Source organism: Rhizobium leguminosarum bv. viciae, from assembly GCF_012276115.1.
Taxonomy (GTDB): domain Bacteria; phylum Pseudomonadota; class Alphaproteobacteria; order Rhizobiales; family Rhizobiaceae; genus Rhizobium; species Rhizobium leguminosarum_T.
This window is the reverse complement of sequence record NZ_WIEU01000012.1, coordinates 59,721-85,533: the sequence shown is the minus strand read 5'-3', so window position 1 is coordinate 85,533 and position 25,813 is coordinate 59,721. Positions and strand designations below refer to the sequence as shown.

Below are 25,813 nucleotides of genomic sequence, written 5' to 3'. Positions count from 1 at the left end.
GTGCTGCAGCGGTCAGGATGTCAACCTTCCCCTTCCGCCGCGATCCGGCGGGCGCCGGCTAGATCGATCCCGATCGTCCTCCTGCGGCCACTACCGGCAGCGAGCCCGGCCGGCTATTATTTGACTGCCAATCCATCCCGCTACCGCTTTTTCCGGTCACCTGGCAAAGCGTCGATGAGTTGATGCACTTTTCCGGTGGCGAATACGATGTCCTCGCGCGGCAGATGGACTGTTATCTCAATCTCTTCCCACCTGCCGCCATGGTCTTTTGCGAACCTGACCGCGGCTTCCAAAGAGGTGAATTGCACGGCCGGTGCCTTGGCGGTCCAGAACTGCACGCTGCAGTCTGCCGCACTGTAATCTAAAAATGCTTTTTCGGGATCGAGAGCCATGGTGTTTGCTGTACACCGCCGGCGGTTGGTTGGCCAGCGAATGCCTACCTGTCGTAGATGCTGGCAGCCGTTCATCGGAGGTTAATCCTCATTAACCCAGAATCGCAGCCTGAAAGGATGCGCCGATGAAGATGCTTTTTTCCTCACTTGCAGCCATGATCTTGTCTGCATCTTTCGCCCTGCCGCTAAACGCCACGCCGATCGTCGTGCCGAATGCAGTACATATGCATACCCTCGACGTCGAGCAGGTCAAACACCGTCGCCACGGTAATGGACACGCGTATGGCCACTGGAAGAAACACCGGTACGCTTACCGCGACTGCCGGTATTACGGCTCGTGCTATCGTCCGCGGTATTACGGCAGTCGCGACTATTACGGCTATCGCGACTATCAACCCTATCGTCGTCGGTCAGGTGTGACCGTGTATTTCGATTTTTAGCCGGCAGTAGCGACAGAACGGTCTTGGATAACAAGAAAGGTCGGGCGAATGCTCGCGCCGACCCTTCTTTGATTGCATCAGCAGGGTGCCAGTACATCCGTGGTCACCAGCAAAAGCCATCTGATAGATTGAATTTATGCGCCCCGTGAATTTTCGCAAGGATTAGGGGGTGCTGATTTAGGGCTAGGTGAGGGAGGCGCAATTACCACCGTACGACGAGAAGTACGACACGCGCTCTGAGGGCGATAGTTGCTTGGCTGATCCGTCCAGTCGATCATCGGGCGACCGCAAAACCTTAGTGTCATATTTTTCCTATATCGACTGCTTTCTCAAATGTGGTTCGATGCACCAACGGGAATGTTCCGTTGACCCCTTCGGTCCCGTCCTTCCAAAAAAAACGAAACGCTGACCTCCGCTGCCATCAGTTTTGATCGCATATGCTTGCGCTCCAGGCGCATTTCAAAAGCGGGAGGGAAAGTGAGGAAGAAAGCGCCTGCATTCGGAGTTATCAACGAAACAGGCGCTTAACTTTGAAAAATGGCTCCCCGGGCCGGATTCGAACCGGCGACCTGTCGATTAACAGTCGAATGCTCTACCGCTGAGCTACCAGGGATCACTGCTTGGCGCGGTGTGAGTGGGCTAATACAAACGCTTTCCCGATTTGCCAAGCGGTTTTTTCAAAAAAATGAAATGAACTTGTATTTGGGATGCCTGCGACCATCTCTGGGGAATGACAAATTTGAATGATCGCGAGGAGACCGGAGGCGGTGAGAAGCGCAAGCCACGGGCAGTGCGCTTCGGCATCGATCATGCAAACGGCAGGCTTGTGCTCGGCTCTTTCAGCATCGGCATGCCGCGCTCGCGCATCGCGCGGATGGCGCTCGGCATGGCCCTCATTTTCTGCGGTGTGTTGGGTTTCCTGCCCATCCTGGGTTTCTGGATGCTGCCGCTCGGTTTCCTCGTGCTCTCGCACGATTTGCCGTTCGCGCGCCGGCTTCGGCGGCGGCTTGCGGTCTGGTGGCACAGGCGGCGGAAACCGGCTGACTGATCGGCAAGGAGGGCGTGGAACCGTGGATCGCTTTTCGCATTGGTGGTTTATGGAATGTAAAACGCAAAAAAATTGCGTCACAATGGTCCAGGTGAGGAAATGAAGGTATCCTTTGTTGTCGTCCTGTCGGCAGCGGCGCTTCTCTCAGGCATTTCCGCCGAGGCCCAAGCCATCGACAGCCGCGGTTTCGACGCTCGCGGCATCTGTCGCCGTCCCGAAGGCTGCGTGGTCGACCACGGTCAGGGCGGCAGCTACAACGGGCCTCGCAACTATCGCAATTTCAACGGCCGGAATGACCGCGACGACAGGAACGACCGCGGCCGAGACGATCGCCGCTTTCGTCATCAGAACAGGAGCGACAATCTCGATGACACCACCAGCCGCCTGGTCGCAGCCACGATCGTCGAAGGATCGTTGCGTTCAACGTCGTCAACGCGTAGCGCGCCCATGACGGGAATGCAGTGTGCGCTTCAGACCTAATTCGCTCTCAGCTCGCTTTCCTCGTAAATTCCGCCACGGTCCTGATCGAGACCTGTCGCCATCAACAGGCTGCAGGCGGCAAGGAGCAGCACAAGCTTCACTGCGTAGGACGCCGCGGAGACCGGCTGTCGATGGCCCGGTGATACGCGACACGGCGCTATATAATATTTGTAGTAGAAGTGCGGATCATTCGTTTCCAGCAGGTTCTGGTAGACATGCGGCGGAATATCCGCATGTTTCACCGGCGCAGAACCGGGAAATTTTACATAAAGATCCCGGGTTTCAGCATCGTATGCCGCGTGCACGTGCTTCGATTTGAGGGCAGCCCAATCCATCGCAAGCTCCTATACCCTCCCGAGGATAATTGAGGCCCGGACGAGGATCGAAGTCAAGTCAAGAATTTGTTTCAATTGCAATCATTGGCAGGAAATGGGGCATCGTCATGGCCACGGAAATTCCTGTCTGCGCGGGTGCCGTTATGGGATGGAAAAATGGTCGTTTCGGCAGCTGCGGAATAGCGTTTTTCCGAAATGCCCCCTTGCGATTTCCTTACGCTCATTCTAAACGCTCGCCACGGCTCAGATAACGAGCGCGTGAGGCCTCGTGGCGGAGTGGTGACGCAGAGGACTGCAAATCCCCGCAAGATGAGCAAAATCAATGGGCGTTCTGAATAAGAACGCGAATTCAGGCCTTTTTTACTATTTTTCTGCCCTTGATTTCATTCATATTTTCTGCTGTTCAGAACGGCCGAAGCGCTTCTTCGTGGCCTCCAAGACGCGCTTTTCCGTCTCCTTCGCGTAGCCCCGATAGGCCGAAGCCGTCTTGTGCTTCGACAGCGATCGACCCTGTCCTTCGGTGAGCCCGCTTTCCTCCAATTCCGTCATGCCGCCATGCCTGCACTTGTCCAGACTGAAGCCCTCGGGAACCCTCTTATCGGTTTTTCTGATCTTGTCCGCCATCTCGCGGACCTCGTGGGCCAGGAATGTCCCATCCCCAAAGAGCACCCCGCTCTTTTTGCAGACTATCGATGTTCCGTACCGAGGTGTTTGGGCAAGGATCTTCTCGGCATCCTCGTATAGCTTGACCAGCACTTCCTCGCCGGTCTCCTCGTCGACCTCGGTATATTCAAGCGGATGCAAGGCGAGCTCGTCGTTTTTGCGGTGCTTCAGGCGAATCTTATCGGGGTGGTCGGAGGCACGGTACCCGGTCCAAGGCGCGTAGCCGGCGCCGATCGATGATGGGCGCATGAGCCATTCGCGTCGGGGATGGTGCGGCATCCTCCCTCCGCAACCAGTTCCCAGAGGGGCCAAGGGCAAGCCGGCTGATGGCCGGTCGCTTCCGTGGCAAAGGTGGCACAAAGTGCCTGGCCCCGTTTCCAAGAGCCGATCGCCGGTGCGCCATGAAGCCGGAAGGAAGTGCAGCGGAAAGCCAACTGCAAGCGCGAGGCACCAGAGCAACCAAGCCCGCTGTAAGCTCTCGGGGCGCGAGCGAGAGGCGGAGGTCTGCAAGCCTCCACAACCTTCACAACAAGAAGAAGTCTTCAGAACATGTATTCCTGCCTCTCCTCTTTCCAAAAGGCGAGTACAGGTTCATGATGTCCTTGGCTGTCCCTAGACCTTTTTGCGCGTCGCTTTGATAACATTGCCTATTGGGGACAGAGATGCTTACGCCGCTTAGCTGTTTCAGCAGGTCCGACCATGGAACAAACACCGATTTAGTTGGAGTCGGAAGGTTTCGCCGGTCAGGCTCTTTCCGGTCTCAATTTGGAGAAGTCCCATGATCCGCGCGCACAAGACAATCGCAGCTATCGCTTTCCTCTTGCTCGCCGCTATCATTTCGTCATGTAGCCCCGGAGGGCCGGGGGCGCGCTCGATGAACGAGCCTTTGAACCTCGGCTGCACGGACGGCTTCCAGGCCAAGGGCGACGGCTCATGCAGCTTTTAGGACCGAGGTAGATGCAATACCGCCCGCGGTCGCCAGCGCAACCACCTTGTGAGAGCGCCCCAAGGCGAACTTTCGATGACCGTGATTAACCCGGAAGCCATCGAGCAGTTCGAGATCGGCGGCGTCTACCGACTGACCTTCGACAAGGCGGAGTGATCCGGCACATCCGATAAGGTGAGCCGGGGGCGAGAGGTGGATGCATAGGTTCCACAGAAAATTGAATTTAATCAAAGCGGAAATAAAAAGATGCGTGGTGGACCGGCTATTCAGCAGCGGCCGATGCCCCCCGAAGACATGATCGATGACACCAGCATCCGGTTCGAGCCGGCGCCTGATCTTCTCGAATGGGCGCGGTCATCCTTCATCGATGAGGCGGCTGACCTCGTAAACGAGGATCACGCTCATCTCCGCTTCGCATCGATCGGCGTCCTCTGGACAAACGTCCCCAATGGCAGGGCAGGCCGCCGGATCATCGGTCAATGCCGGATCGCATCGATCCCTGTCTCGCTCTCCTCAAGCCGAAGCCGCCCAAAGGGTCGCAGTGGGCCTTCGAGGTGAAGTGGGACGCCTATCGCCTGGCCGTCAGCAGTCGCTTGGCAGCCGCGGCGGTAAAGAGGGATGTCGCGCGAGGCGGTCCTGATGGCATTCGACCTGCTTTATTTTGACGGCCGCGACCTTACCGGAACCGAGCTTGGCGCCCGGCGCCATCTCCTCGAGGGCTTGGTACCCGCCGGCGGCGAAGAAGCCATCCGGCTATCCGAGGAGATCGAGGCTGATGGTGACGTGCTGTTGCGTATCGCCTGCGAGCATGGGCTCGAAGGGATCATCGCGAAAGACCGGAATAGCACCTATCGCAGCGGTCGCGGCGGCGAATGGCTGAAGATCAAGTGCATCCAGAGCGACGGCTTCGCGATTGTCGGCTATGAGAAGTCAACGGCATCGTTCGGAGGCATCGGGCGCCTTCTGCTCGCCGCGCGCAAGGGAGATGAACTCGTCTATGTTGGGGGAGTGGGGACCGGGTTTAACGAACGATCCGCCGCTGATCTGCGGGAGCAGATGGACAAGCTGATCATCGCCAAGCCCGCCATCGACACAGGAAGGAAGCGAAATGCCGTCTTCGTCCGCCCGGAGCTTGTTGCTGAGATCGAATATCGAGCCTGGACGCATGACGGGAAGCTCCGGCACGTGTCTTATAAGGGGCTGCGGGAGGAGCAGGATACCGCGGCCGTTTACGCAGTCGACTTAGCGCTCAAGGCTGGATGAGGAAGGCCAGTAGACGGGATAGGATGCCAGACTTTACCGGGATCCCGACTGTCCGCTTGCCGAGTTCTGTAAGCCGCCAGCCGGTCACGTAACTCCACCCGCCACCAGGGCTATGAATACTGACGAGACCGAGATCGCATGCGCGATTTACAACGGTTTTGTCGTAATCTTCCCATTCCCCGTCAGTCATGAGACAGCAGAGATCAGCTTCCTTCGCTGTCATATACAGAAGCTGAATAACTTCCTCGTCCGGCGACGCTAAAGCAGCCGCCGGGGCCATGCCCGCGTGATTTATTATGTTCATGAATGTTCCCCACCCTAAGTAATTAGCTACAGCTCACGCGAGTAATTACGCAAGCACTATTTCTGGACTTTTGTGACAATGGTTACCAAGCGTTCGGTTGTTCAACAGTCGACCGGCAAAGGCCCGCTGCCGCGTCCGACAACGCGGCAGTTTACGAGATCGGGCAGGGCGGTTCCGGAACGTTCAGCAAACGGCTATTCAGAATAAAAAAGGACCGCATTCAGAATGAAAAGTCTTGCGCTCATTCTAGACCTGGTCTAAATCGCGGCCACCACACGATATTTTTCGATGTCGGTCACAGGTGAGGCCTCGTGGCGGAGTGGTGACGCAGAGGACTGCAAATCCTTGTACCCCGGTTCAATTCCGGGCGAGGCCTCCAACATCTTCCACATGACAGAATCTGTGCGAAATGCTGCAGGCATCAGCGATGCAGCATCGGCATTTTCGATGCTACCAGACCCGCTGGCCGGGCGAAAAATCGAATTGTGACGGATTGATTCCCGTGAGGCGGTAGAGCGCCTTCAGGCCGCCCTTGCGAATTTCAGCCTGATATTCCAGATCGCTCAATTCAGGCCCGTCATCGATTCCGGGGCCGGCGCCAAGCCGCCGCCGCATACCCTGCGGCGAAATGCCGGTGAAGCTGCGAAATGGTTTGCATGCGCACACCCATAGTGGTGAGGGCGCCGCAACAAAATGGTTGACGTAACGTTAATGCGCATGCGGCTAGCAAGGGCTGGACGTGCGCGCCGCTGTTGGCAAAATGCGCACCGCTTGCGGACGCCCCGCTATTTCATGGGAAGGGAGCGCATCTTAAAATTGCGTCCGCCGACATGGGATTGCCGCAGACGTCATGCGGGATATCTCCGAGTGCGCTTCGGCGCCCGCCTCCAGGTCGTTTCGCCGTCCAGCAGCCCGCAGCAGAATATGCCGATCAGCGCTGCGGCGATCAACAAATCGAACAGCGTGAAATACGCGAAAATCGCAGACATAGCCTGCTCCTCCTATTTCCTCCACTGCAGATCATAACATGAAGGGGCATAAGATTCCACGCTTGAGTTGCAGCGTCCATCCTGCCCCTGTGGCGCGGAAGAGGCGCCTGCCGGATTCTTTTCGTCGGCGCCTGCCAAGCCTTGAAAGCATCCGTGGCGGGGATTAAGAGACGAGGGACAGGAACCGCTTTTCAAGAGCCAGAGGACATGATGGATTTCGAAGCAGCGCGCGCAAAGATGGTCGATACCCAGGTTCGCACGACGGACGTTACCTCGCATTCCGTGCTGACGGCGTTTCTCACGGTGCCGCGTGAGGCTTTCGTGCCGGAGAAGGCGAAGCTGCTGGCTTATATCGACAATGACGTCGAGATCTCCGCAGCCGCTCCGGGAAAGCCCGCCCGCTTCCTGATGGAAGCGTCGCCGCTTGCCAAGCTGCTGCAGTTGGCAGCGGTCACCAAAGACGACTTCGTGCTCGAGGTTGGCTGCGGTACGGGTTATACCTCGGCGCTCTTGTCGATCATTGCCGGCTCCGTCATCGCGCTCGAATGCGACGAGACGCTGGCCACTGAAGCGAAGGCGCAGCTTGCCGGCTACGCCAAGGTCGAGGTGGTGACCGGCCCGCTGGAACAGGGTTACGCTGCCGGCGCTCCCTATGATCTGATCTTCATCAACGGCGCAGTCGAAGAGGTCCCGGCGGCCCTTCTCGGTCAATTGCGCGATGGTGGCCGTCTGATCACGGTCGAAGGTTACGGCAATGCCGCCCGCGCCAAGGTCTTCGTCGCCGAGCGCGGCGCCATTTCGGAAAACGTCTTTTTCAACGCCTCGGTCAAGCCGCTGCCGGGCTTCGCCAAGGCGCGCGAATTCGTTTTCTGACATCGTTCTTGTCGATGACATTCAGCGACCGGGCGCCATTGGCGCCGTTTTTGTCAACGCCGCTGGAAAGCCTTCACAAACATCATCTACCCTGACGTCGCGACGCCGGACCGGATGGATTTGATGCGCTTCAACTGCTGTTTCATAGGATGTTCCGCCGCAAAATCGCGACAGGCTTTGCGGGTGGCAAACATCAGGTAACAAAACTGTGCATGGCCGCATTCATTTGATTCGCGATGATTTTTTTCACGTCTGGGGTATTCTAAGGTCGCGGTGATTCGGATGAACGCTCCACACCATCCGGTCGTTGTTTTGGAATAACGGGGATAGATATGGCTCAGCCAAGTGTAGCGCGTGAACCGTCCATGGAAGAAATTCTGGCGTCCATCCGCCAGATCATCGAAAGCAATGAGCCCGGCGCCGGCAAGGCGATTTCCGCATCCCTGCCGCCGGTCTACGGTGCCGACGAGGATGATAACGGCTCCGAAATTCACCTGACGGTCGACGATACCTATGCCGGCGTGGAATTCCCCGAACCGGTCATGCGCTCCTCCGATCCGCGTTTCGTCGCCGCCAATTCGGCCGGCTCCGCCCCCGAAGCAGAAGTTCCGGCCCGCGCTCTGTCGCTTGCCGATGTCGCCGCCCGCGTGCGCGCCGCCTCCGAGCGCAGCGCCGTGCAGGCCGGTCAGGCTCTGCGCGAAATTCCGAGCGGCTTCCGTCAGCCCGAACCGCAGCCGGCTGTAACGCCGGAACCGCCGCGCGCCGCGGCACCGCAGCCGCAGCCGGCACAGCCTGTTTTCCCGGATGCCGCAGCGCCCATTCAGCATGTTGCGATCCAGCAGCCGGCCGAGCCGGCGTTTACGGAAACGCAAAGGGTTGCCGTCGCCGAGCCTGCGCCTGCCGTCGAAACAGCGCTGCCGGCCATGGATCCTGCTCAGTCGTCGACCGAGCGTTTCCTGCCGAGTGTTATAGATGAGGTCCAGCCGACGCTGCTTTCGGAGGATGCCGGCCTGCAGATCAGCCGCTCCTTCGAGGAGCTCGCCGCTGCGATCGACGGTGCCGAGCGCCGCTCGCTGGACGAGATCGCAGAAGACATGCTGCGCCCGATGCTGCGTGAGTGGCTCGATGATAATCTGCCGACACTGGTCGAGCGATTGGTGCGCGAAGAAATCGAGCGCGTGGCACGCGGCCCGCGCCGCTGATCGGATTGCTTTTTCCTGAAAAGCCGCTCCGGTCTCCGGGGCGGCTTTTTTATTGACTTGGCCGTGACCATCCTATTTACAAACGCCACCCTCGAACCTCGAAATTGGTCAGAAAATGCTCGACAAGACCTATGATTCCGCTGCCGTCGAACCGAAAATCGCCGCGATATGGGATGAGGCGGACGCTTTCCGCGCCGGCGCGAACGCCAGGCCCGGAGCCGAGACCTTCACCATCGTGATCCCGCCGCCGAATGTCACGGGTTCGCTGCACATGGGCCACGCGCTGAACAACACGCTGCAGGACATCCTGGTGCGCTTCGAGCGCATGCGTGGCAAGGACGTGCTCTGGCAGCCGGGCATGGACCACGCCGGCATCGCCACGCAGATGGTCGTCGAGCGCAAGCTGATGGAACAGCAGCTGCCGGGCCGCCGCGACATGGGCCGCGAAGCCTTCATCGACAAGATTTGGGAGTGGAAGGCGGAATCGGGTGGCCTGATCTTCAACCAGCTGAAGCGCCTTGGTGCGTCATGCGACTGGTCGCGTGAACGTTTCACCATGGACGAAGGCCTGTCGAAGGCGGTTCTCGAGGTTTTCGTCACCCTCTACAAGGAAGGCCTGATCTACAAGGACAAGCGCCTGGTCAATTGGGATCCGAAGCTGCTGACGGCGATTTCAGATATCGAAGTCGAGCAGCACGAGGTCAAGGGCAATCTCTGGCACCTGCGCTATCCGCTGGAAAAGGGCGTAACCTACCAATACCCGATTGCATTCGATGAGGAAGGCAAGCCGACCGAATTCGAGACGCGCGATTATGTGGTCGTCGCAACGACACGACCGGAGACCATGCTGGGCGATACCGGTGTTGCCGTCAATCCGAAGGACGAACGCTATCAGGGCATTGTCGGCAAGCATGTCATTCTGCCGATCGTCGGCCGCAGAATTCCGATCGTTGCTGACGATTATGCCGATCCGGCTGCCGGCACCGGCGCGGTGAAGATAACGCCCGCGCACGATTTCAACGACTTCGACGTCGGCAAGCGCGCAGGTCTTCGCGTCGTCAATATCATGAACGGCGACGGCACGATCACCATCAAGGACAATGAGGACTTTCTTGAAGGTCTCGACAATCCGGCGGCGCTGCACGGCGCCTGGGACCGCCTGGAAGGGCAGGACCGCTTCTATGCGCGCAAGGTGATCGTCGAGATTTTCGAAGAGGCGGGCCTCGTCGACAAGATCGAGCCGCACAAGCACATGGTCCCGCACGGCGACCGCGGCGGCGTGCCGATCGAACCGCGGCTGACCGAACAATGGTATGTCGATGCAAAAACGCTCGCCGAACCGGCGATCGCATCGGTCCGCGAAGGTCGCACCAGGATGGTGCCGAAGAGCTGGGACAAGACCTATTACGAATGGATGGAAAACATCCAGCCTTGGTGTGTCTCCCGTCAGCTCTGGTGGGGTCATCAGATCCCCGCCTGGTACGGCCCGGACGGCCAGGTCTTCGTCGAAAAGACCGAGGAAGAGGCGCTGCAGGCGGCGATCCAGCATTACCTTTCGCACGAGGGGCCGATGAAGGCCTATGTCGAGGACCTGCTTGAAAACTTCAAGCCGGGCGAGATCCTGACGCGTGACGAGGACGTGCTCGACACGTGGTTCTCCTCAGCGCTCTGGCCTTTCTCGACGCTCGGCTGGCCGGACGAGACGCCCGAACTGGCGCGTTATTACCCAACCAACGTTCTCGTCACCGGCTTCGATATCATCTTCTTCTGGGTTGCCCGCATGATGATGATGGGCCTGCACTTCATGAAGGATGAGGACGGCGAACCCGTCGAGCCCTTCCAGACCGTCTATGTCCACGCGCTGGTGCGCGACAAGAATGGGCAGAAGATGTCGAAATCGAAGGGCAACGTCATCGATCCCCTCGAACTGATCGACGAATACGGTGCCGACGCGCTGCGGTTTACCCTGGCGATCATGGCGGCGCAGGGCCGCGACGTGAAGCTCGATCCGGCCCGCATCGCCGGCTACCGCAATTTTGGCACCAAGCTCTGGAACGCCACGCGCTTCGGCGAAATGAACGGCGCAAAAAGCGACCCGCATTTCGTGCCCGAAGCCGCCGAGCTCACCATCAATCGCTGGATCCTGACGGAACTTGCCCGTACGGAACGTGACGTTACGGAAGCACTCGAAGCCTTCCGCTTCAACGATGCCGCCGGCGCGCTCTACCGCTTCGTCTGGAACGAGGTCTGCGACTGGTATCTCGAACTGTTGAAGCCGGTCTTCAATGGTGAGGACGAGGGCGCCAAGGCGGAAGCCCAGGCCTGCAGCGCCTATATTCTCGAAGAGATCTACAAGCTGCTGCATCCCTTCATGCCCTTCATGACCGAAGAGCTTTGGGCCCATACCGCAGGCGAAGGCAAAGAGCGCGACACATTGGTCTGCCACGCCGAATGGCCGGCGCCGTCCTATGCCGATGACGGGGCCGCCGACGAAATCAACTGGCTGATCGACCTCGTTTCCGGCATCCGCTCGGTGCGCGCTGAAATGAATGTGCCGCCATCGGCGACAGCTCCGCTTGTCGTCGTCAAGGCCAACAACCTGACGCGTGAACGGCTGTTCCGCCACGACGCCGCCATCAAGCGCCTTGCGCGCGTCGAGGCGATATCGCTGGCTGACGATGCGCCCAAGGGTGCCGCTCAGATCGTCATCGCCGAGGCCACCATCTGCCTGCCGCTCGGCAATCTGATCGACCTTTCCGCCGAAAAGGCTCGTCTGGAAAAAGCGATTGCCAAGATGGAGAGCGAGATCTCCCGCATCGACGGCAAGCTCTCCAACGAGAAGTTCGTCGCCAACGCCAATCCCGAAGTCGTCGATGCCGAGCGCGATCGCCTCGAGGAACTGAAAGGTCAGATTGCGAGCTTGAGGATCGCTCTTTCCAGGGTGAGCGAAGCCGGGTAAGTTTCACCGGCCCATTTGGTAAGTTATTTCAAAGACGCGCCTCTGCCGGCGCGTCTTTTTGTCGTTCTGGGCGCATGCGATTCGGCCCTGAAAACGGCTGGTTCCAGGCGCGGAGCCTGTGGATTGTGGTTGAACAGGCATCCAGTGGGCGAAAACCGCCACTGTTGTCGGATTGATACAGCTTCTACAATGTTGGAATGAAAACCCAAAAGACCAGCTGAAATTCGATAAGTCTGGAATAAAATTTTATTAACCAGGTTTTTTGACGTGTCCGTCAATCTCTTTACGTAAGTTAGCCGCTGCAATGCCTGGGAACGCTGCCGTGGCGCGCGTTGCCATGTCACGCGAACACTTACTAGAGTGGGGTCACATCAATTGCTGGAGTGGGGGAGACACAATGGCATCTCGTAGGTTTTCCAAGGGCATAACATCGCTCGTTCTTCTTTCGTCGCTTGCATCACCGTCCTTCGCCGGCGGTCTGGAGCGCGGCGGATACAATATCGATCAGCTGTTCGATACGTCGCCTTTCTCGTTTCAATCGGGCGTCACCTACGTCACGCCGCAGCGCAAACTGAAGGACGTCCGTGACACGGACACGTCGACATCTCCAGGCGGTGGCAATCTGAACAGCCGTCCAAACACCGCTGACGATACCTCAAATTACACCATCCCCTATATTGGCTTTAAGGCTGGTTTTGGCGATGCAATCGACTGCCTGGTCGACTATTCGGAGCCCTTCGGCGGGCATACCGACCCCGGTCTCAACTGGGCCGGCGCCAACAATAACATTGAGACAGAGATCAAAACCCGCAACTATGGCGGCACCTGTTCCTATCGCTTTGATGTCGGCCCTGGGCAGCTTCGCTTCATCGGCGGCGCTTTCTATCAGGAAGTCGAAGGCTTCAAGGAGCGTCTGGTTTCAACGGTTCCGCTTCTGGTCGGTACCGGCAACGGCGTCGGCCGCCTCGATCTCGAAGATAGTGGCTGGGGCTGGCGCGCCGGTCTCGCCTACGAGATTCCGGAATATGCAATGCGAGCGAGCCTCGTCTATAACAGCCGCGTAAAATATGACAATCTGACCGGTACGGTGGATCTGACGCAGGTGACTGCACCATTCGCACCGCTAAATGGCGCTCCTTATGGAAGGGTTACCGACGTCTTCGGCTCTGCCGAAGCGCCGGATTCGCTTGAGCTTAAGTTGCAAAGCGGTATCGCTCCGGATTGGCTCGCATTCGGATCGGTAAAGTGGACGAACTGGAGTGTCCTGCAGTCCGTGCCTTTCTGCCCAAAGTCGACCAAAGGCTTAATCGCCTGCACCTCCGGCGGTGCGACGGAGCTGACCTCGCTCGATCTTCTTTACCAGGACGGTTGGACGATCTCCGGTGGTGTCGGCCACAAGTTCAACGAACAGTGGGCAGGTGCAGTCAGCCTCACCTGGGACCGCGGCACCAGCCAGGGCTATGGCGCGCAGACCGATAGCTGGACGCTGGGGCTCGGTGCAGCCTTCACGCCGACCGAACATATCGAATGGCGCGTCGCCGGTGCCGTGGGCGTGTTGACGAGCGGTTCGTCCGGCGTCGTGACCAAGAACGGCGTCACGTTTGGAGATGATGTCTCCTATTCTTTTGGCAACGATCTGGTCGCCGCGCTGTCGACGAGCCTAAAGGTCAAGTTCTAATTCACTGATCTGAAGAATTAAGGAGCCCGGCAGTGCTGGGCTCTTCTTTATTCGCGTCCGTTAATCATGCCATTTCCCCGTCCCGTTTTGTGACGATTCAGCAACACATTTTTACGACGTTTGGCGTATGGTCGTGGTGGCGCGAATTTGTCCATTTCCCGCCACAAAGAGGGCGCAGCGATATTTGCGGGTGAGGAATGGCAGGCATACGGTGCGTGTAAATAGTAGTATGGGTCGATTTTTTTCCGCTAACATCAGGTCGTACGGCGCGATTGGCGATAATCGTTTGATTGCGGTCGTTTCGCTTTCCGAACAAGGCCGTTCCGGCCGCCGATCCGGCCTCGCGATGAGGTCGTCGGTTCATGCATTGTGGTTATTTTCGACCCGCTCAGCTGAGCAGCCCGGCTTTGCCGGAAATGTCGATACCGCTTTCGTCACATTTGCCGTTTACGAATGCGATAAAGGCGGGAAGGCGGATGCCGCACCGGCCGAAAGAGAGCCACAGAGATTGCAGTCGAGCCATGCCGGGAGCCGGGTGGTTCTGAAGGATGGGCTGAGAATATCGCCTTTGAGAAAAGGCCAGTGGGCTGAATGCGACGCGGGTAAAGGAGCCATGGAGCTCGCCGCGGGATCGCTCGCCTCGAAGAAATACATCCGCGGGATGCACGGCATGAGCGCCGTTGCCGCCTGCCTGGGATGAACGAAAGAAATCGGTTGAAATGGTGACGTCCGAGTTCAAACTGTTCAAATTCATGCTGGTGGGCATGTCTATAGCGCTGGCGCTGTCCGGTCCGTGCCGCGCATTCGACATCAAAGGTGGCGTCAGCAAGGAATCCGGACCCTTCGATCTCTTCAAGTTCGGCTTCAAGGCCTATAAGAACGGCCAGAAGGAAGAGGCGGTCGAAGCCTATAAATACGCCGCCGAAAAAGGGCATACCGGCTCGCGCTGGGCGCTCGCCAACATGTATGCCGATGGCGACGGTGTCACGCAGGATGATTTCGAAGCCTTCAAGATCTACAGCGAGATCGCCCAGCAGGGCGTCGAACCCGGCTCGGAAGATACCGGCTTCTTCGTCAACGCGCTGCTCTCGCTCGCCAACTATTACAAGCACGGCATCGCCGGCAGTCCGGTCAGGACCGACCTCAGCCAGGCGCGCCAGCTTTATTTTCAGGTGGCTTCCACCTTTGGCGTGCCCGAGGCGCAGTTCCAGCTGGCGCAGATGATGCTGGCCGGCGAGGGCGGCAAGTCCAGCCCGCAGCAGGCGAAGAAATGGCTGAACCAGGCCCGCAAGAGCGGCCATCCCGGCGCCATGGCGGTCTTCGGCAATATTCTTTTCGATGAAGGCCAGACGGCCCGTGGTCTGGCGCTGATGACGGCAGCACTCGACCGCTGCAAGCCCAAGGATTGCGGCTGGATGGAAGCGCTGCAGGAGCAGGCCTTCTCGGTTGCAAACGAGTCCGACCGCCGCACAGCGGTATCGCTGTCGCACACGATCGCGAGCGGTTCCGACGACTGAGGCTGGGCGGAAGGCCTCAGCCCGCGAAATCGAAATAGGCGATGACAGGCACGTGGTCGGACGGTTTTTCCCAGGCCCGCACGTGTTTTTCGATCGCAGCCGACGTCATCCGGTCGGCAGCTTCCGGCGACAGCAGCAGATGGTCGATGCGGATGCCGTTGTTCTTCGGCCAGGCGCCGGCCTGATAATCCCAGAAGGAATAGAACTGCGTCGCGTCCGTCGTGGCGCGCACCGCATCCGTCAGCCCGAGATTTTCAAGCCGGCGGAAAGCCTCCCGCGTCTGCGGCAGAAAAAGCGCGTCGTTTTCCCAGACCTTGGGATCGAAGCAGTCGTGCGGTTCCGGGATGACGTTGTAATCGCCGGCAAGGACCAGCATTTCCTCATAGGCCAGCCGTTCGGCGGCGAACGTCCGTAGGCGCTCCATCCAGGCGAGCTTGTAGGGATATTTCTCCGTTTCGACGGGATTGCCGTTCGGCAGGTAGATGCAGCAGACGCGTAGGATGCGCGTGTCGGACAGCGTGAACGCCGCTTCGAGGAAACGCGCCTGTTCGTCCAGCGGATCGCCGGGCAGGCCGCGGTTCACTTCGAAAGGTGAACTCTTGGAAAGGATCGCCACGCCGTTGAAGCCCTTCTGGCCGTGTGTCTCGACGTGATAGCCGAGCGCCTCGATCTCCAGCCGCGGAAAACCCTCGTCAACCGTCTTGATCTCCTGCAGGCAGACGATATCCGGATCGGAATCCTTCAGCCATTGCGTGAGATTGTCGATACGCGCCTTGACGCCGTTGATGTTCCAAGTCGCGATCTTCATCTCTTCGCCCTGTTCGCTTCGTGCGCTTCTTTTATCGCGGTCTTTCGCCGCCGGACAAGACGATAAACCGGCCGGAAGGAATTCTTCGGCCGGTTTGATGGGAAGTATGTGCGTTTAGACGTTCAGATCGAGAAACTGGTGCCGCAACCGCAGCTTGCCACCGCATTCGGGTTCTTGATCTGGAAGGATTGGCCAAGCAGATTGTCGACGAAGTCGATTTCCGAGCCCGCCATATAGACGAGGGAAAGGCTGTCGATCAGCACCTTGGCATCGTTCTTTTCGACGATGATGTCGTCGTCGTCAGCGCTGTCGGCAAGATCGAACTTGTAGGAAAAGCCCGAACAGCCGCCGCCTTCGACGGAAACGCGCAAAGCGCTCTTGCCGGCTTCGGCGCCGACGATCGCAGCGATACGCTTTGCCGCAGCATCTGAAAGGGTTACACTCGTATTCGTCATGTTTCCTCCTGCCGGGGTCAAGTTCCGGAGAGAATGGGTTTTGACACTTGAATGTTCAAATGCCTGATATCAAAGAAACTTACCATGATATTCGCGAAAAGGCGATGATGCGCTGAAGCGATTAGGAAAGCGCCTCTTTGCCGTTTCATCGGGCTATAGGTATGAAGAGCGTTAGGCGGCGTCAATGGGCAGATGCGGCAACATGCAGGATGACGGTGAAGAATGACGATCGATACGCGCGCTTTGGGTTTCGGCAGCAGCGATAGGGCGGTCTATGCGGCCGACCCCTGGACGACGCGCGGGCGGCTCTATCAGGAGGACGGAAGCCCGACGCGCTCCGATTTCCAGCGCGACCGCGACCGCATCGTCCACACCACCGCCTTCCGCCGGCTGAAGCACAAGACCCAGGTCTTCATCGCCCAGGACGGCGATCATTACCGCACCCGGCTGACGCATACGATCGAGGTGGCCCAGATCGCCCGCGCACTTGCCCGCGCCCTGATGCTCGACGAGGATCTGGCCGAAGGCGTGGCGCTCGTGCACGATTTCGGCCATACGCCGTTCGGTCATACCGGCGAGGACGCGCTGCACGAGGTGCTGCTGCCCTATGGCGGCTTCGATCACAATGCCCAATCGCTGCGCATCGTGACCAAACTGGAGAGGCGTTATGCCGAATTTGACGGCATCAACCTGACCTGGGAAAGCCTCGAAGGTCTCGTCAAGCACAATGGCCCGCTTCTGACGGCTGATGGTGTCGGTACCCGCGGTCCGGTTCCGCAGCCGATCCTTGATTATTGCGAGCTGCACGATCTCGAGCTTGCAACCTATGCCAGCCTCGAGGCCCAGGTCGCGGCGATTGCCGACGACATCGCCTATAATACCCACGATATCGACGACGGCCTGCGCTCCGGTTACCTGACTTTCGACATGCTGGAGGAAATCCCGTTTCTTGCCGGGCTGATGGCCGAGGTGAGGGCGCGATATCCGCATCTGGAGCCGAGCCGCTTCACCCATGAGATCATGCGCCGCCAGATTACCCGCATGGTCGAAGACGTGATCGGCGTGGCGCAGCAGCGCCTGTCGCTGCTCCGCCCTGAGAATGCGGCCGACATCCGCGCTGCCGACCAGGTTATCGCCACCTTTTCCAAGGGAATGGCCGAGACTGACAGGCAGATCAAGGCGATGCTCTTCAAGCGCATCTACCGCAATCCCGATATCATGCGCATCCGCGCCGGTGCCGCCCAGATCGTCACCGATCTCTTTGCCGCCTACATGGCCAACCCCAAGGAGATGCAAAGCCATTACTGGGTCGATCATATCGCCGGCCTGTCCGATGCGCCGAAGGCCCGCCATGTCGGCGATTATCTCGCCGGCATGACCGACACATATGCGATCAGCGCCCACAGGCGGTTGTTTGACCACACTCCGGATTTGCGATAGGCAGCGGTCGCCCACGCCGAGGGCCGATTTGAGCCTTTGGCACAGCCTATGCATGGAAGAGTGCGATGAACCTTTTTACCGACTTCGAAGCCAGGATCAAAACCGCCCTTGAACAGATCGATCTGGTCAGGGAAAAGCGATCCGAGCTCGATTTCGGCCGCATCACCGTCGAGCCGCCGCGTGACGCGAGCCATGGCGATGTCGCGACCAATGCCGCAATGGTGCTGGCAAAACCGCTCGGAACCAATCCGCGCGCGCTGGCCGACGTCATCATCGCCAAGCTCAAGGAGGATGCCGACGTCGCCGATGTCTCGGTCGCGGGTCCCGGCTTCATCAACATCCGTCTCGCCGTCGGTTACTGGCAGCGGTTGCTCGCCTCGATGATCGGCGACGGCACCGATTACGGCCGCTCGACGCTCGGCGAGGGCAAGAAGGTCAATGTCGAATATGTCTCGGCCAATCCGACCGGCCCTATGCATGTCGGCCATTGCCGGGGTGCCGTCGTCGGCGACGCGCTCGCCAACCTGCTCGCTTTTGCCGGTTACGGCGTCGAGAAGGAATATTACATCAACGATGCCGGCTCGCAGATTGACGTGCTCGCCCGTTCCGTCTTCCTGCGCTATCGCGAAGCGCTCGGCGAAAAGATCGGCGAAATCCCCTCGGGTCTCTATCCCGGCGACTATCTCGTGCCCGTCGGCCAGTCGCTCGCCGCCGATTACGGCGTGCGGCTGCACAACATGCCGGAAGACCAATGGATGCCGATCGTCAAGGATCGCACCATCGATGCGATGATGGTGATGATCCGTGAGGATCTGGCAGCTCTGAACGTCCATCACGACGTCTTCTTCTCCGAACGCACCCTGCATGCCAATGTTGCAGCTGCGATCCGCACGGCGATCAACGACCTGACCTTCAAGGGCTATGTCTACAAGGGCACGCTGCCGCCACCGAAGGGCCAGCTTCCCGAGGACTGGGAAGATCGCGAACAGACATTGTTCCGTTCGACCGAGGTGGGTGACGATATCGACCGGCCGCTGATCAAGTCGGACGGTTCCTACACCTATTTCGCCGCCGACGTCGCTTACTTCAAGAACAAGTTCGACCGCGGTTTCGATGAGATGATCTATGTGCTCGGCGCCGACCACGGCGGCTACGTCAAGCGCCTGGAAGCGGTTGCACGCGGTGTTTCGGATGGTAAGGCGAAGCTGACGGTACTGCTCTGCCAGCTCGTCAAGCTCTATCGCAACGGCGAGCCGGTGAAGATGTCGAAACGCTCGGGCGATTTCGTCACGCTTCGGGACGTCGTCGAAGAAGTCGGCCGTGATTCGGTCCGGTTTATGATGCTTTACCGCAAGAATTCCGAGCCGCTCGACTTCGATTTCGCCAAAGTGACCGAACAGTCGAAAGATAATCCTGTTTTTTATGTGCAGTATGCGCATGCTCGCTGCATGTCGGTCTTCCGGCAGGCGAGGGAGGCTTTTCCCGACCTCGACGTCTCCCACGAGAAACTGGCGAAAACCGTTGCAGGCATTGGCGATCCGGCCGAATTGCAGCTTGTCGCCAAGCTTGCTGAATTCCCGCGTATCGTCGAGGCGGCGGCCCAGTCGCAGGAGCCGCATCGTATCGCTTTTTACCTCTACGACCTCGCCAGTTCCTTCCACGCGCACTGGAACAAAGGTAAAGATCAGCCGGAATTACGATTTGTTAATGATAAAAACCGAGAATCAAGTATTGCCAGACTTGGGCTGGTGTACGCCGTCGCGTCGGTTTTGAAGTCGGGACTTGCCATTACAGGCACTGCCGCACCGGACGAAATGCGATAACGTCACCATTTCCCCACAATGCGCTGGCATTTGAGCGTTGGCGTTTGCGAGTGGGAATAGGCATGGCTGATAAACAACTTGCGTATGATACGCGCGGAAAAAACGATCTGTTTGCCGACGATGATCCGTTGGCTGAACTGGCCCGTATCGTCGGCTTCGAGCCGCGTGTTGCAGCGAATACGGTGACGGAGACCGCACGCCGCGAGCCTGCCCTCGATCTCGAGGACGAGCTTGGGCGCGAGTTCGACCGCTACGATTCGCCACGTCCGCTTGCAGAGCTCGACCGGCCCGCCGAACCGATCTCTGATGACCTCACGCCTGAAGATTACGTCGAGCCCGTTCTCGATGTTTCTTCCGCTGCCGAACATGCGGAGGCTCCTGAGCCGGTTTCCGTCGCTGCCGTTGAGGCCGACGAAGCTTTGCCCGCCGCAGGAAATGGGGACGCATCTGTCGCCGACTGGGCGGAGCAGCTTTCTCCCGAGCCCGACGCGTCGGTGCAATCGGCCTTCGGCGGGGCGCGCGACCTGATCGAGGAGCTTGAACTGTCGATCGGCGCAGCACCGGTCTCTTCGCTGGTGCAGCCCACCAAGGCGCCGCAATGGTCGGCTGCCAGCATCAGGCTGCCGCTTGCCAATTTCCATGCCCCGAGGCGCGAAGAACCGGTTGTTTTGCCGGAGCCTGTGGCCGAAACGGTCGCCGCACCGGTTGCTGAAGCGCCATCCGCCGATCTTCCTGTGATCGAGCCTCAACCTGTCATCGAGCCGTCGGCGCTTGTCTCCGCTGTCGAACCTTCCGAAGAATTCGAATCCGCTTCTCCGTCACTTGGCTTTCCCGCCGAACTCGATCGCCATGATGAGGTGATCGCGCCGGAAGAGACCGCCGAGGCCGAAGAATTCGTCGAAGTAGAGGAAGAGCTGGAGGATTTCGGGTCCGACGCCGGTTTCGATCTCATCGCCGCCGCCGTCGAAGGCGAGATCCAGGCCGATGCCGCGCTGACCGAGGTCGTGCCTGATGTTCCGCACACCGCCGGCACATTCGATCTCGACGATCTGCTCGCCGACGTCTCGCGTTATCCGGTCCCGCAACGTGCCAATCCGGCGCCCGTCTCGCCGCAACCCGCATCGATCGAGGCAGCGGCCGCTCCCGTGGCCGCCGCACCTGTTCAGTCCGAGGTGATCGCGCCCGCACCGCTCGCCGCAGCAACCGTCCGGTCTGCTCCGGTCGAGCCGGCTCCGGTCTATGCGGCCGAAGCCGCAAGACCGATCGCGCCGCAGCTTGCCGAGGTCGGTACGCCTCAGCCTGCCGCAGCGGCATATTCGCCGACGCCGCAGCCGGCACCGGAAGCCGACGACCCCTTCGCCGGCCATGATTTCGAGCTGGATCTTGCCGGCATCGAGCTGGAACTGACCGATCTCGATTTCTCCGAGCCGTCCGAGCCCGCACCGCAGCCTGAGCCGCCAGCCCCTGCTCCCCAGCAGGCCGCTGCCGTCGCTCCTCGCCCAGCTCCGGTTTTTGCTCCTGAGCGGCCGGCTCCTGCTTTTGAGCAGGCTGCTGCCGCTCCTGCACGGTCCGCTCCGGCCTTCGTTCCCGAGCCGCAGGCTCGAGCTCAAGCTCCGGCTCCGGCTCCGGCTTTCAACTGGACGCCTGTCTCCGAATCGACCGAAGATCTGCCATTCGATCCGGCGATGATCTCCGATCCGGAGGATCGCCCCGAGGCCGTCGACGACATGCACGTGCCGGCGCTGCCGCCGGTCGAGCAGCCCGCGCCGGTCGCGAAATCTGCGGATTTCGATTTCGATCTCGACGCCGAGATCGCCAGCTTCTTTGAACCGGCCAAACCGCGGCAGACGCCGACGCCGGTCCGGGATACGGCCGCCGCCGCTGCACAGCCGGTGAAGCCCACCATCGCCGATGGCCTCGATGATTTCGAACGGGCGCTGGAGGAAGATTTCCGCCGCAGCGTGCGCGAGCCGGTCGAGCGCCGCGAGACCTCGGAGGTCCGTATCGAATCGGCAAGCCACGCCGCTGATTTCAGCCGCGCCCGATCGATGCGCCAGCTGCTTGCCGGGGCCGTCGTGCTCGTGGTCTTTGCCGGCGTCGGTTATGGCGTCTATTCCTCCGTCTGGAACGGCGAGGGGCTCGGCATTGTAGCAATCGGCGAGCCGCGCGTGATCACCGCCGACAAGGAACCGGTCAAGGTCGTTCCGGAAAATCCTGGCGGCAAGACCGTGCCGAACCAGGATAAGGCCGTCTACGACCGCGTTGCGGGTTCTGCCGAAGAGCCGAAGCAGAAGGCGCTCGTTTCTTCCGATGAGGCGCCCGTCGATGTGGTCCAGCGCACGCTGACACCGGAAGCGCTGCCCGAGGACGACGAGAACGCCAGCGTCGACGATCAGGTCACGCCGACTGCGGTCGGTGAGACGGAAGATCCGCGTCTGCTGCCAACCCAGGACAACGCCGACAACGCTTCGGCGACCAACACTGACAAGACGCCATCCGTTTCGCCGCGCAAGGTCCGCACGATGATCGTCAAGCCTGACGGTACGTTGGTCGCCCGCGAGGAACCGGCGCCCGTCGACGAGCCGACGCCGTCTGCCCAGGCGACGCCGTCTGCCCGGGCGACACAGTCTGCCCAGGCGACGCCGTCTGCCCAGCCGATGCCGCCTGCTCAGCCGGCGTTGACGGCTCCGTCGACCCCGTCCGCGCAATCGACCCCGCCTGTACCTCCCGTCGGTGGAACGGCCGCAAGCTTCCCGGCAAGCGCCGAGGTTGCTTCCGCCGATGCGCGTTCTGCAGCCCCTGTCGAAACCGCGCCGGTACAGCCGCCGCTCGCCGGCAGTGCCGACGCGCAGGCCGCAAACCCGGCTCCGGTCGCTTCGCCGGTGCGCCCTGTCAAGACCTCGGGGATTGCCGATACCGCTCCCATTCCGACAGCGCGTCCGGCCGACCAGCCCGTCAACGTCGTCGGCACTGTCACCGAGAAGGGCAATGTCCGCCCGACCGCACAGCAGCCGAAGACGACCGAGGTCGCGGCCGCAGCACCAGTCGCTGCAAAGCCGCAACAGGCCGCATCCCCCGGCGGCTACGGCATCCAGATCGCCTCGCTGCCTTCGGAAGACGAGGCGACCAAATCCTATGCCAACCTGTCGAAGAAATTCGCCGGCGTGCTTGGCGGCCGCAGCCACGAGATCCGCAGGGCCGATATCGCCGGCAAGGGCACTTTCTACCGTGTCCGCATACCGGCCGGTTCCAAGGATGAGGCCGCAGCACTCTGCGAACAGTATCGCGCGGCGGGTGGAAGCTGCCTGATCTCCAGGTAAGATCACGTCTTGAATATAAGAGCGGCGGGCCGGATCGGCCCGCCGCTCTTTTTTGTGCATCGAGCCCGACCTTGCTCGCATTTGGCCGGGCGCCGTCTATGATTCTTGCATGACCGAATCAAAAGCGATGATCCTTGGCTGTAGCGGCCTTGCCCTCACATCCGAAGAGAAAGCCTTTTACCGGAGCGAACGACCCTGGGGCTTCATCCTCTTCGGGCGCAACATCTCCGAAGCACGGCAGATCGCCGATCTCGTCGCCGAACTGCGCGACAGCGTCGGCTGGCATGCGCCGGTGCTGATCGACCAGGAGGGCGGCCGCGTCCAGCGCATTCGCCCTCCCATTCTCACGCGTTATCCTTCCGGCCAGGCGCTCGGCGATCTCTATCGCCGCGACCCAGCACTCGGCCTGCGCGCCGCCTGGCTGATGTCGCGGCTGCACGCGTTCGATCTTTCGAGCCTCGGCATCGATGTCGATTGCCTGCCGGTGCTCGATGTGCCGGTCGCGGGCAGCAGCAACGTCATCGGCGACCGCGCCTATGGCGGCGAGCCGCAGACCGTCATCGCGATGGGCCGGGCGGCTGCCGAGGGGCTGAAGGCCGGTGGCCTGTTGCCTGTCATGAAGCATATGCCCGGCCACGGTCGCGGCTTTGCCGATTCACATCTGGAACTGCCTGTCGTCACCGTCCCGCGCGATGAGCTGGAGCTCCATGATTTCCCGCCCTTTGTCGCGATGAAGGACGAGTTGATGGCCATGACCTGCCACGTCGTTTTCGCTGCCATCGACCCGGACAATCCGGCGACGACCTCGCGCAAGGTGATCGACGGCATCATCCGCGAGCACATCGGCTTTAACGGTCTGCTGCTCTCCGACGACAGCTCGATGAACGCTCTTTCCGGCACGATCGGTGAACGCGCGGCGAATATCATTGCAGGCGGATGCGATATCGTGCTGCATTGCAATGGCAATATGGACGAGATGCGGGAGGTTGTGGCAAATGTTCCGCCGCTCGCCGGCATATCGCTTGCCCGCGCAAAAGCGGTGGAAGCGGGCTTCGCGGCGCCGGATACCGCCGATGAAGCGGAATTGAGGGCGGAATTCGAGGCGATGTTTGCGACGGTCTGATCGTAAGGGAGCAGCTAGGTGAACACGGTCAAGGGCACGGAAGGTCCGCAGGCGGCAACGCCGATGGACAAGCTGTGGCAGGATAACGGTGCCGAGCGCGCCAGCCACGAGCCGGCGCTGGTGATCGACGTCGCCGGCTTCGAAGGCCCGCTCGACCTGTTGCTCTATCTCGCCCGCAACCAGAAGGTCGACCTGTCGCGCATTTCGGTGCTGGCGCTCGCCGAGCAATATCTGTTGTTCATCGAAAGCGCCCGGCGTATCCGCATCGAGCTTGCCGCGGATTACCTCGTCATGGCGGCCTGGCTTGCCTATCTCAAATCGAAGCTGCTCATTCCCCAGCAGGTCAAGGATGACGGCCCTTCCGGCGAGGAACTGGCGGCAACGCTCGCCTTCCGCCTGAAACGCCTCGAAGCCATGCGCCAGGCGGCAGACGGCCTCGTCAACCGCAATCGCCTCGGCCGCGATATCTTCGTGCGCGGCGCGCCCGAGCATATTCCCGATCGCCAGCAATCCGCTTATGCGGCGAGCCTTTATGATCTCCTGACCGCCTATGCGGCGCTGCGCCAGCGCCATGCCGTCACCCAGGTGACGATCGAGCGGCGCACCGTCTGGTCGCTGACAGATGCCCGTGAGCTGCTGACCCAGATGATCGGCGAGGTCGCCGACTGGACAGCGATGGAACATTATCTGCTGCGTTATCTCGCAGCGCCCGAAGAGCGCGTCACGGCAATCGCCAGCGCCTTTGCCGCCTCGTTGGAGCTGGTGCGCGAGGGCAAGCTCGAAATCCGCCAGGACGGCGCCTTTCAGCCGATATACATGCGCCGCGGTCCGAAACATGCCACGCTGCAGGTGGTCGAACAGGAGCGGCCGGCTTGATCGATCTGAAGGGCGAAGAGGATTTCGAAGGCAATTTCGAAGACAGGAGCCGCGAGCTGCAGGCCGAGATCGAGGCCGAGCGCATCGCCGAGGCGCTGGTCTTCGCCTCCTCGCAACCGGTCTCCGAAGGCTTCCTCGCCGAGCGCCTGCCTGAGAAGACCGACGTGCACGCGGTCATGCTCCGCCTGAAGGAGCAATATGCGCCGCGCGGCGTCAATCTCGTGCAGGTCGAAGGCGCCTGGGCCTTCCGCACCGCCGCCGACCTGTCCTTCGTCATCCGCCGTGATGACAATGAGGTGAAGAAGCTTTCGCGCGCAGCACTGGAGGTGCTGGCGATCATCGCCTATCACCAGCCGGTGACGCGCGCCGAAATCGAGGATATCCGCGGCGTCCAGACCTCGCGCGGCACGCTTGACGTGCTGATGGAAGCTGGCTGGGTTCGGTTTCGTGGCCGCCGGCGCACGCCGGGCCGGCCGGTGACATTGGGCACGACACGCGATTTCCTCGATCATTTCGGTCTCGAAGAGCTGCGTGACCTGCCCGGTCTCGAAGAGTTGAAGGGAGCGGGCTTGCTGTCGGGCCGCATTCCGGCGAACTTCAACATTCCCTCGCCGTTGATGAACGACGAACTGACTGAGGACGAAGACCCGATCACCCAGATGGACCTCGAGGAACTGGGGTTGCTGGCGCCACGTGGCACCTCCGAAGATTGAGGGGCCTGCGTCTTGCTTTTGCCATGCATGGCGAAAACAATGGTGGCCACCACTTTTCGATGGGTCAACGGCTTGTCACAAAGGGCGATACCGTGACATTAAGCTCAATCCAAAGGGCTTGGTGTTGGAAACGGTGTGGGAAATCCTTACATCGTGGGAACATAGA

General features: G+C 60.2%; 23 protein-coding genes, 2 tRNA genes and 2 pseudogenes. 18 read left to right on the top strand and 9 right to left on the bottom strand.

Going from position 1 to position 25,813, the window contains the following annotated elements; genetic code table 11:
* Nucleotides 1–140 precede the first annotated feature (140 nt).
* On the bottom strand, nt 141–392 hold the full coding sequence (locus GFM02_RS20915; RefSeq protein WP_168322639.1) for a hypothetical protein: 252 nt from the start codon (nt 390–392) through the stop codon (nt 141–143).
* A gap of 125 nt (nt 393–517) precedes the next feature.
* Here GFM02_RS20915 and GFM02_RS20910 point away from each other — a divergent pair, with 125 nt between their 5' ends.
* The gene (locus GFM02_RS20910; protein ID WP_077981185.1) at nt 518–832 is read left to right on the top strand and encodes a hypothetical protein; all 315 of its coding nucleotides are present in this window, start codon (nt 518–520) and stop codon (nt 830–832) included.
* A gap of 538 nt (nt 833–1,370) precedes the next feature.
* Here GFM02_RS20910 and GFM02_RS20905 read toward each other — a convergent pair.
* A tRNA-Asn gene (locus GFM02_RS20905) sits at nt 1,371–1,445 on the bottom strand.
* Between the two features lie 117 nt (nt 1,446–1,562).
* Between GFM02_RS20905 and GFM02_RS20900 the strand changes: the two genes are divergently transcribed.
* Nucleotides 1,563–1,880: a hypothetical protein gene (locus tag GFM02_RS20900; protein WP_168281731.1), complete on the top strand. Its 318-nt coding sequence runs from the start codon at nt 1,563–1,565 to the stop codon at nt 1,878–1,880.
* Nucleotides 1,881–1,979: 99 nt separating this feature from the next.
* Complete coding sequence (locus GFM02_RS20895; RefSeq protein ID WP_168281957.1) at nt 1,980–2,360, top strand: hypothetical protein; 381 nt, start codon at nt 1,980–1,982, stop codon at nt 2,358–2,360.
* Here the strand turns inward: GFM02_RS20895 and GFM02_RS20890 are convergent.
* Both GFM02_RS20890 and GFM02_RS20885 read right to left on the bottom strand, forming a co-directional pair.
* Complete coding sequence (locus GFM02_RS20890) at nt 2,357–2,695, bottom strand: KTSC domain-containing protein (RefSeq protein ID WP_131663871.1); 339 nt, start codon at nt 2,693–2,695, stop codon at nt 2,357–2,359. The genes GFM02_RS20895 and GFM02_RS20890 overlap by 4 nt on opposite strands.
* A gap of 387 nt (nt 2,696–3,082) precedes the next feature.
* Nucleotides 3,083–3,637 carry a hypothetical protein gene (locus GFM02_RS20885; RefSeq protein ID WP_168322638.1) on the bottom strand — a complete coding sequence of 185 codons (555 nt, stop codon included), beginning with the start codon at nt 3,635–3,637 and terminating at the stop codon, nt 3,083–3,085.
* A 913-nt stretch (nt 3,638–4,550) separates the two neighbouring features.
* Between GFM02_RS20885 and GFM02_RS35200 the strand changes: the two genes are divergently transcribed.
* Nucleotides 4,551–4,862, top strand: coding sequence for a putative metallopeptidase (locus GFM02_RS35200; protein WP_306667931.1), 312 nt, complete (start codon nt 4,551–4,553; stop codon nt 4,860–4,862).
* Nucleotides 4,784–5,567 (top strand): annotated as a pseudogene (locus tag GFM02_RS20880) (non-homologous end-joining DNA ligase). Before GFM02_RS35200 ends, GFM02_RS20880 begins: the two are co-directional and overlap by 79 nt.
* Here the strand turns inward: GFM02_RS20880 and GFM02_RS35195 are convergent.
* On the bottom strand, nt 5,554–5,871 hold the full coding sequence (locus GFM02_RS35195) for a hypothetical protein (RefSeq protein ID WP_246792320.1): 318 nt from the start codon (nt 5,869–5,871) through the stop codon (nt 5,554–5,556). The pseudogene GFM02_RS20880 and the gene GFM02_RS35195 sit on opposite strands and share 14 nt — an antisense overlap.
* Nucleotides 5,872–6,176: 305 nt before the next feature.
* Here GFM02_RS35195 and GFM02_RS20875 point away from each other — a divergent pair.
* Nucleotides 6,177–6,250 (top strand) — tRNA-Cys (locus tag GFM02_RS20875).
* A 71-nt stretch (nt 6,251–6,321) separates the two neighbouring features.
* On the opposite strand, the pseudogene GFM02_RS35605 reads toward GFM02_RS20875, so the two are convergent.
* Together GFM02_RS35605 and GFM02_RS20865 are read right to left on the bottom strand one after the other, a co-directional pair.
* Nucleotides 6,322–6,516 (bottom strand): annotated as a pseudogene (locus tag GFM02_RS35605) (hypothetical protein); the annotation flags it as partial.
* 203 nt (nt 6,517–6,719) lie between these two features.
* Nucleotides 6,720–6,860, bottom strand: coding sequence for a hypothetical protein (locus GFM02_RS20865; RefSeq protein WP_168322637.1), 141 nt, complete (start codon nt 6,858–6,860; stop codon nt 6,720–6,722).
* Nucleotides 6,861–7,067: 207 nt separating this feature from the next.
* On the opposite strand from GFM02_RS20865, the gene GFM02_RS20860 reads away from it, so the two are divergent.
* The 6 genes from GFM02_RS20860 to exoR all read left to right on the top strand — a co-directional run bounded on the left by GFM02_RS20860 (nt 7,068) and on the right by exoR (nt 15,089).
* A complete protein-coding gene (locus GFM02_RS20860; RefSeq protein WP_205930405.1) occupies nt 7,068–7,733 on the top strand; it encodes a protein-L-isoaspartate O-methyltransferase family protein in 666 nt (221 codons plus the stop codon).
* Nucleotides 7,734–8,065: 332 nt separating this feature from the next.
* Complete coding sequence (locus tag GFM02_RS20855; RefSeq protein WP_168322635.1) at nt 8,066–8,935, top strand: PopZ family protein; 870 nt, start codon at nt 8,066–8,068, stop codon at nt 8,933–8,935.
* Between the two features lie 115 nt (nt 8,936–9,050).
* Nucleotides 9,051–11,894 carry a valine--tRNA ligase gene (locus GFM02_RS20850; RefSeq protein WP_168322634.1) on the top strand — a complete coding sequence of 948 codons (2,844 nt, stop codon included), beginning with the start codon at nt 9,051–9,053 and terminating at the stop codon, nt 11,892–11,894.
* A gap of 397 nt (nt 11,895–12,291) precedes the next feature.
* Nucleotides 12,292–13,572 (top strand): OmpP1/FadL family transporter, encoded by a 1,281-nt coding sequence (locus GFM02_RS20845; RefSeq protein ID WP_168322633.1) that lies wholly within the window; start codon nt 12,292–12,294, stop codon nt 13,570–13,572.
* Nucleotides 13,573–13,801: 229 nt separating this feature from the next.
* Nucleotides 13,802–14,272 (top strand): hypothetical protein, encoded by a 471-nt coding sequence (locus GFM02_RS20840; RefSeq protein ID WP_168322632.1) that lies wholly within the window; start codon nt 13,802–13,804, stop codon nt 14,270–14,272.
* A 19-nt stretch (nt 14,273–14,291) separates the two neighbouring features.
* A complete protein-coding gene (exoR, locus tag GFM02_RS20835) occupies nt 14,292–15,089 on the top strand; it encodes an exopolysaccharide production regulator ExoR (protein ID WP_131663877.1) in 798 nt (265 codons plus the stop codon).
* A 16-nt stretch (nt 15,090–15,105) separates the two neighbouring features.
* On the opposite strand, the gene xth is transcribed toward exoR, so the two are convergent.
* Together xth and erpA are read right to left on the bottom strand one after the other, a co-directional pair.
* On the bottom strand, nt 15,106–15,897 hold the full coding sequence (gene xth / locus GFM02_RS20830) for an exodeoxyribonuclease III (protein ID WP_020049685.1): 792 nt from the start codon (nt 15,895–15,897) through the stop codon (nt 15,106–15,108).
* Nucleotides 15,898–16,019: 122 nt separating this feature from the next.
* The gene (erpA, locus tag GFM02_RS20825) at nt 16,020–16,352 is read right to left on the bottom strand and encodes an iron-sulfur cluster insertion protein ErpA (RefSeq protein ID WP_003558866.1); all 333 of its coding nucleotides are present in this window, start codon (nt 16,350–16,352) and stop codon (nt 16,020–16,022) included.
* A gap of 222 nt (nt 16,353–16,574) precedes the next feature.
* Between erpA and GFM02_RS20820 the strand changes: the two genes are divergently transcribed.
* The 6 genes from GFM02_RS20820 to scpB all read left to right on the top strand — a co-directional run bounded on the left by GFM02_RS20820 (nt 16,575) and on the right by scpB (nt 25,647).
* Entirely contained in the window at nt 16,575–17,792 is a 1,218-nt protein-coding gene (locus tag GFM02_RS20820; RefSeq protein ID WP_168322631.1) for a deoxyguanosinetriphosphate triphosphohydrolase, read from the top strand.
* Nucleotides 17,793–17,857: 65 nt separating this feature from the next.
* Nucleotides 17,858–19,615, top strand: coding sequence for an arginine--tRNA ligase (gene argS, locus GFM02_RS20815; RefSeq protein ID WP_020049687.1), 1,758 nt, complete (start codon nt 17,858–17,860; stop codon nt 19,613–19,615).
* A 62-nt stretch (nt 19,616–19,677) separates the two neighbouring features.
* Nucleotides 19,678–22,935 (top strand): SPOR domain-containing protein, encoded by a 3,258-nt coding sequence (locus GFM02_RS20810; protein ID WP_246792318.1) that lies wholly within the window; start codon nt 19,678–19,680, stop codon nt 22,933–22,935.
* Nucleotides 22,936–23,044: 109 nt separating this feature from the next.
* Nucleotides 23,045–24,058: a beta-N-acetylhexosaminidase gene (nagZ, locus tag GFM02_RS20805; RefSeq protein ID WP_168322629.1), complete on the top strand. Its 1,014-nt coding sequence runs from the start codon at nt 23,045–23,047 to the stop codon at nt 24,056–24,058.
* A gap of 18 nt (nt 24,059–24,076) precedes the next feature.
* The gene (locus tag GFM02_RS20800) at nt 24,077–24,934 is read left to right on the top strand and encodes a segregation/condensation protein A (protein ID WP_168322628.1); all 858 of its coding nucleotides are present in this window, start codon (nt 24,077–24,079) and stop codon (nt 24,932–24,934) included.
* On the top strand, nt 24,931–25,647 hold the full coding sequence (gene scpB, locus GFM02_RS20795; protein WP_168322627.1) for an SMC-Scp complex subunit ScpB: 717 nt from the start codon (nt 24,931–24,933) through the stop codon (nt 25,645–25,647). Before GFM02_RS20800 ends, scpB begins: the two co-directional genes overlap by 4 nt.
* Nucleotides 25,648–25,813 lie beyond the last annotated feature (166 nt).

Bases quoted from the DNA above. Each gene is read 5' to 3' on its own strand.
- GFM02_RS20890 (WP_131663871.1), bottom strand. From the start codon at position 2,695: ATGGATTGGGCTGCCCTCAAATCGAAGCACGTGCACGCGGCATACGAT.
- GFM02_RS20840 (WP_168322632.1), top strand. From the start codon at position 13,802: ATGGGTCGATTTTTTTCCGCTAACATCAGGTCGTACGGCGCGATTGGC.
- GFM02_RS20900 (WP_168281731.1), top strand. From the start codon at position 1,563: ATGACAAATTTGAATGATCGCGAGGAGACCGGAGGCGGTGAGAAGCGC.
- GFM02_RS20860 (WP_205930405.1), top strand. From the start codon at position 7,068: ATGATGGATTTCGAAGCAGCGCGCGCAAAGATGGTCGATACCCAGGTT.
- GFM02_RS35195 (WP_246792320.1), bottom strand. From the start codon at position 5,871: ATGAACATAATAAATCACGCGGGCATGGCCCCGGCGGCTGCTTTAGCG.
- GFM02_RS20910 (WP_077981185.1), top strand. From the start codon at position 518: ATGAAGATGCTTTTTTCCTCACTTGCAGCCATGATCTTGTCTGCATCT.
- GFM02_RS20915 (WP_168322639.1), bottom strand. From the start codon at position 392: ATGGCTCTCGATCCCGAAAAAGCATTTTTAGATTACAGTGCGGCAGAC.
- GFM02_RS20845 (WP_168322633.1), top strand. From the start codon at position 12,292: ATGGCATCTCGTAGGTTTTCCAAGGGCATAACATCGCTCGTTCTTCTT.
- exoR (WP_131663877.1), top strand. From the start codon at position 14,292: ATGGTGACGTCCGAGTTCAAACTGTTCAAATTCATGCTGGTGGGCATG.
- GFM02_RS20865 (WP_168322637.1), bottom strand. From the start codon at position 6,860: ATGTCTGCGATTTTCGCGTATTTCACGCTGTTCGATTTGTTGATCGCC.
- nagZ (WP_168322629.1), top strand. From the start codon at position 23,045: ATGACCGAATCAAAAGCGATGATCCTTGGCTGTAGCGGCCTTGCCCTC.
- GFM02_RS20850 (WP_168322634.1), top strand. From the start codon at position 9,051: ATGCTCGACAAGACCTATGATTCCGCTGCCGTCGAACCGAAAATCGCC.
- GFM02_RS20820 (WP_168322631.1), top strand. From the start codon at position 16,575: ATGACGATCGATACGCGCGCTTTGGGTTTCGGCAGCAGCGATAGGGCG.
- GFM02_RS20855 (WP_168322635.1), top strand. From the start codon at position 8,066: ATGGCTCAGCCAAGTGTAGCGCGTGAACCGTCCATGGAAGAAATTCTG.
- xth (WP_020049685.1), bottom strand. From the start codon at position 15,897: ATGAAGATCGCGACTTGGAACATCAACGGCGTCAAGGCGCGTATCGAC.
- GFM02_RS20810 (WP_246792318.1), top strand. From the start codon at position 19,678: ATGGCTGATAAACAACTTGCGTATGATACGCGCGGAAAAAACGATCTG.
- argS (WP_020049687.1), top strand. From the start codon at position 17,858: ATGAACCTTTTTACCGACTTCGAAGCCAGGATCAAAACCGCCCTTGAA.
- erpA (WP_003558866.1), bottom strand. From the start codon at position 16,352: ATGACGAATACGAGTGTAACCCTTTCAGATGCTGCGGCAAAGCGTATC.
- GFM02_RS20885 (WP_168322638.1), bottom strand. From the start codon at position 3,637: ATGCCGCACCATCCCCGACGCGAATGGCTCATGCGCCCATCATCGATC.
- GFM02_RS20895 (WP_168281957.1), top strand. From the start codon at position 1,980: ATGAAGGTATCCTTTGTTGTCGTCCTGTCGGCAGCGGCGCTTCTCTCA.
- GFM02_RS35200 (WP_306667931.1), top strand. From the start codon at position 4,551: ATGCGTGGTGGACCGGCTATTCAGCAGCGGCCGATGCCCCCCGAAGAC.